The 3,546-nt window shown below is 71.7% G+C and carries 3 protein-coding genes and 1 pseudogene; all 4 read left to right on the top strand.

All coding sequences use genetic code 11. The annotated features are described in order from the left end of the window. Positions 1–537: pseudogene (locus tag G3N92_RS31995) on the top strand (carboxylase); the annotation flags it as partial. After that, entirely contained in the window at positions 527–1,339 is an 813-nt protein-coding gene (locus tag G3N92_RS31990) for a 5-oxoprolinase subunit PxpA (RefSeq protein WP_206131538.1), read from the top strand. The pseudogene G3N92_RS31995 and the gene G3N92_RS31990, both read left to right, overlap by 11 nt. Before the next feature lie 112 nt (positions 1,340–1,451). After that, positions 1,452–2,732, top strand: coding sequence for an MFS transporter (locus G3N92_RS31985; protein ID WP_339385863.1), 1,281 nt, complete (start codon positions 1,452–1,454; stop codon positions 2,730–2,732). Positions 2,733–2,760: 28 nt separating this feature from the next. Beyond that, the coding region (locus G3N92_RS31980; RefSeq protein ID WP_206131536.1) for a putative hydro-lyase at positions 2,761–3,546 on the top strand (786 nt) is incomplete at its 3' end.

Below are 3,546 nucleotides of genomic sequence, written 5' to 3'. Positions count from 1 at the left end.
GGCCTGCGCGGCCGTGCGCTGCGCCGCGGCGACACGCTGGCGACGCGCGAGCGCTATCCGTCGTTCCGCGAACGCGACGGCTTCGGCCCGGTGTTCGACGACGGCGTGCTGCGCGACGCCGGCGAACCGCTGCGAATCGTGGCCGGCCGCGAATGGGCGCGCTTCACCGCCGAGGCGCAGGCCGCGCTGCTCGACACGGCCTATCGCGTGTCGGCGCAATCGGATCGCATGGGCTACCGGCTCGAGGGCGCGCCGCTCGCGCTGGCCGCGCCGTTCGAGGCCGCCTCGGAAGCGCTCGCGTTCGGCACCGTGCAGGTGCCGCCCGACGGCCAGCCGATCGTGCTGATGGCCGACCGCCAGACCACCGGCGGCTATCCGAAGATCGCGCAGGTGTGCGTGGTCGATCTGCCCCGCCTGGCGCAGACCTCGCCCGGCGAGGCACTGCGTTTCGAGCGGATCGAACTGGCCGACGCGCAGCGCCTCGCGCTCGCGCAGGCACGCGGCTTCGCCGCCTGGGAGCAAGGTCATGCGCGCTGAACTCGATTTCAACAGCGATCTGGGCGAGAGCTTCGGCGTGTACCGGCTCGGCGACGACGCCGCTGTACTGCCGCACGTCAGCTCGGCCAACATCGCCTGCGGCTTTCACGCCGGCGACCCGCGCACCATCGCGCGCACCGTGCAGGCGGCCCGCGCGGCCGGCGCGGCGATCGGCGCGCATCCGGGCTTCCCGGATCTGCCCGGCTTCGGCCGCCGCGACATGCAACTGAGCGCCGACGAGCTGTACGCGATCACCGTCTATCAGATCGGCGCGGTCAAGGCGTTCGCCGAGGCGGCCGGCACGCGGCTCGCGCACGTCAAGCCGCACGGCGCGCTCTACAACCTCGCCGCGCGCCGCCGCGAGATCGCCGAACCGATCTGCGCCGCGGTGCGCGACGTCGATCCCGCGCTGGTGTTCTACGCGCTGGCCGGCTCGGCGATGGTGGACGCCGCGCGCGACGCGGGCCTGCGCGTCGCCCAGGAAGTGTTCGCCGACCGCACCTATCAGGACGACGGCTCGCTGACGCCGCGCGCCGACCCGCGCGCGCTGATCACCGACGCCGACGTATCGATCCGCCAGGTGTTCGGCATGTTGCGCGACGGCGTCGTGCACTCCGTGAACGGCGTGGCGATCCCGATCGAACCCGACACGCTCTGTATCCACGGCGACCAGCCCGGCGCGGCGGCGTTCGCGCAACGGATCCGCGCCGCGCTCGACGCGGCCGGCATCGCGGTGCGATCGCCGGCATTCGAAGCGTCCGGACACCACAATCCGCACGGCGCACTCGCCGCGACACCCTAGTTTCACCCGCCCCCACGCCGGCACACCGGCCAGCCATTACTCAGGAGTCCAGATGTTGAACGCAAGCACTGCAGAGCTTCAGGCTGCCACGGTGGAACCGGATGCCTCCGGCGTGTCCGACCCCACCGCCCGCGCGATCGCGCGCAAGGCCGCGCTGGCGGCCGCCGCCGGCACGGCAATCGAATACTACGAATTCGGCGTGTACGGCTACATGGCGGCGCTGATCGGCCCGCTGTTCTTTCCGGCCGACAACCCCACCGCCGCCCTGCTGTCGATCCTCGCGATCTTCGGCAGCGCGTTCCTGATGCGGCCGATCGGCGGCATCGTGCTGGGCCGGCTAGGCGATCGCGTGGGCAGGCGCGCGGTGCTGCTGGTCACGGTGATCGGCATGGGCATCGCCACCGCGGCGGTCGGCCTGCTGCCCACCGCGGCCACCGCCGGCGTGGCCGCACCGATCCTGCTGCTCGCGGCGCGGCTCGCGCAGGGCTTCTTCTCGGGCGCGGAAGTGACGGGCGCGGCGGCCTATCTGGCCGAATCCGCACCGCGCGGCCGGCGCGGCTTCTACGGCGCGTTCACGCCGGTGGGCGTGGCGATCGGCGGCGCGCTGGCCGCGATCGTCTGCAGCCTGACCACCGCGTTCGTCGGCGCCGAGCAGATGCATGCGGGCGGCTGGCGCATTCCGTTCCTGATGGCGATTCCGTTCGTGCTGCTGTCGGCGCTGATCCGCAAGCGCGTCGACGAATCGGTGGCGTTCCGCCAGGCCGCCGCGCGCCACGAGCCGGCCAAGGCGCCGCTCGCCGAGGTGTTCGCGCGGCATCGCGCGGCGCTGCTCAAGGTGTTCCTGATCTCGTTCGGCCAGAACGCGGGCTACTGGGTCGGCTTCGTGTTCATGAACATCTACATGACCACCTACCTGAAGTACGACAAGGCCAGCGTATTCGCGCTGATGGCCTGCATCAGCCTGGCGATGGCCGTGATGATGCCGCTCTGGGGCGGGCTGTCGGACCGCATCGGCCGACGCCGCGTGCTGATCGTCGGCTTCGTGGGCTACGTCGTGCTGATCTTCCCGATGATGGTGCTGATGAACCAGCACAGCTTCGCGCTGGCCGCGCTCGCGATGTTCGTGGTGGCGCTGCCGATGCCCGCGGTGCAATCGGTGGGCTACCCGACCTACGCCGAGCAGTTCCCGACGCGGGTGCGCTACACCGGCATGGCGTTCAGCTTCAACTTCGGCGCGATGCTCGGCGGCGGCGTGACGCCCTACCTCGCCACCGCGCTGATCGGCGCGACCGGCAACCTGATGTCGCCCGCGTTCCTGCTGGTGGGCGCGATGCTGATCGGCGGCGTGGCGCTGCTGGCGATGCGCGAGACGGCCAACGCCGCGCTCGATTGAACCCTTCGCAACCCTGATCGATTCGACCATGACCGACACCGCCACTCCGACGCCGCCCGAGGCGGCCCTCGCCACGCCGCACGGCGCGCGCCTCGCGTTCCGCGCCGGCTACGACGGCAACACCAGCGGCGCGGCCCCCGGCCACGCGCAGGGCAACCTCGTGATCCTGCCCGCCGCCTACGCCGACGATTTCGCCGCGTACTGCCGCGCCAACCCGGTGCCGTGCCCGCTGATCGGCATGACCGAGCCGGGCGACCCGCGCCTGCCCGCGCTCGGCGCCGATCTCGACCTGCGCACCGATCTGCCGCGCTACCGCGTCTGGCGCGACGGCAAGCTGGTGGAAGAACCGCGCGAGATCCGCGCGCTGTGGCAGGACGATTTCGTCGGCTTCGTGATCGGCTGTTCGCTGTCGTTCGAGTTCGCGCTCGAACAGGCAGGGCTGCGCGTGCGTCACGTCGACGAACGCAAGGTCGTGCCGATGTATCGCAGTTCGCTGCAGACGGTGCCGGTGGGGCCGTTTCGCGGGCCGACCGTGGTGTCGATGCGGCCCTACACGGCCGAGGAAACTACCATCGCGTTCGAGGTGTGCGCGAAGCTGCCGGGCGCGCACGGCGCGCCGCTGCATGTGGGCGATCCGGCCGCGATCGGCATCGCCGACGTGAACCGCCCCGACGAGGGCGAGCCGACCGAGATCCGCGCCGGCGAGCAGCCGGTGTTCTGGGGCTGCGGGGTCACGCCGCAGGCCGCCGTGATCGAGGCGCGGCCGTCGATCTGCATCACGCATGCGCCCGGCTACATGCTGGTGTGCGATCCA

It is taken from the genome of Burkholderia sp. Ac-20379, assembly GCF_017104645.1.
Classification (GTDB): Bacteria; Pseudomonadota; Gammaproteobacteria; order Burkholderiales; family Burkholderiaceae; genus Burkholderia.
Note: the sequence above shows the minus strand (reverse complement) of the source record. Positions and strands in the feature narration are given on the sequence as shown.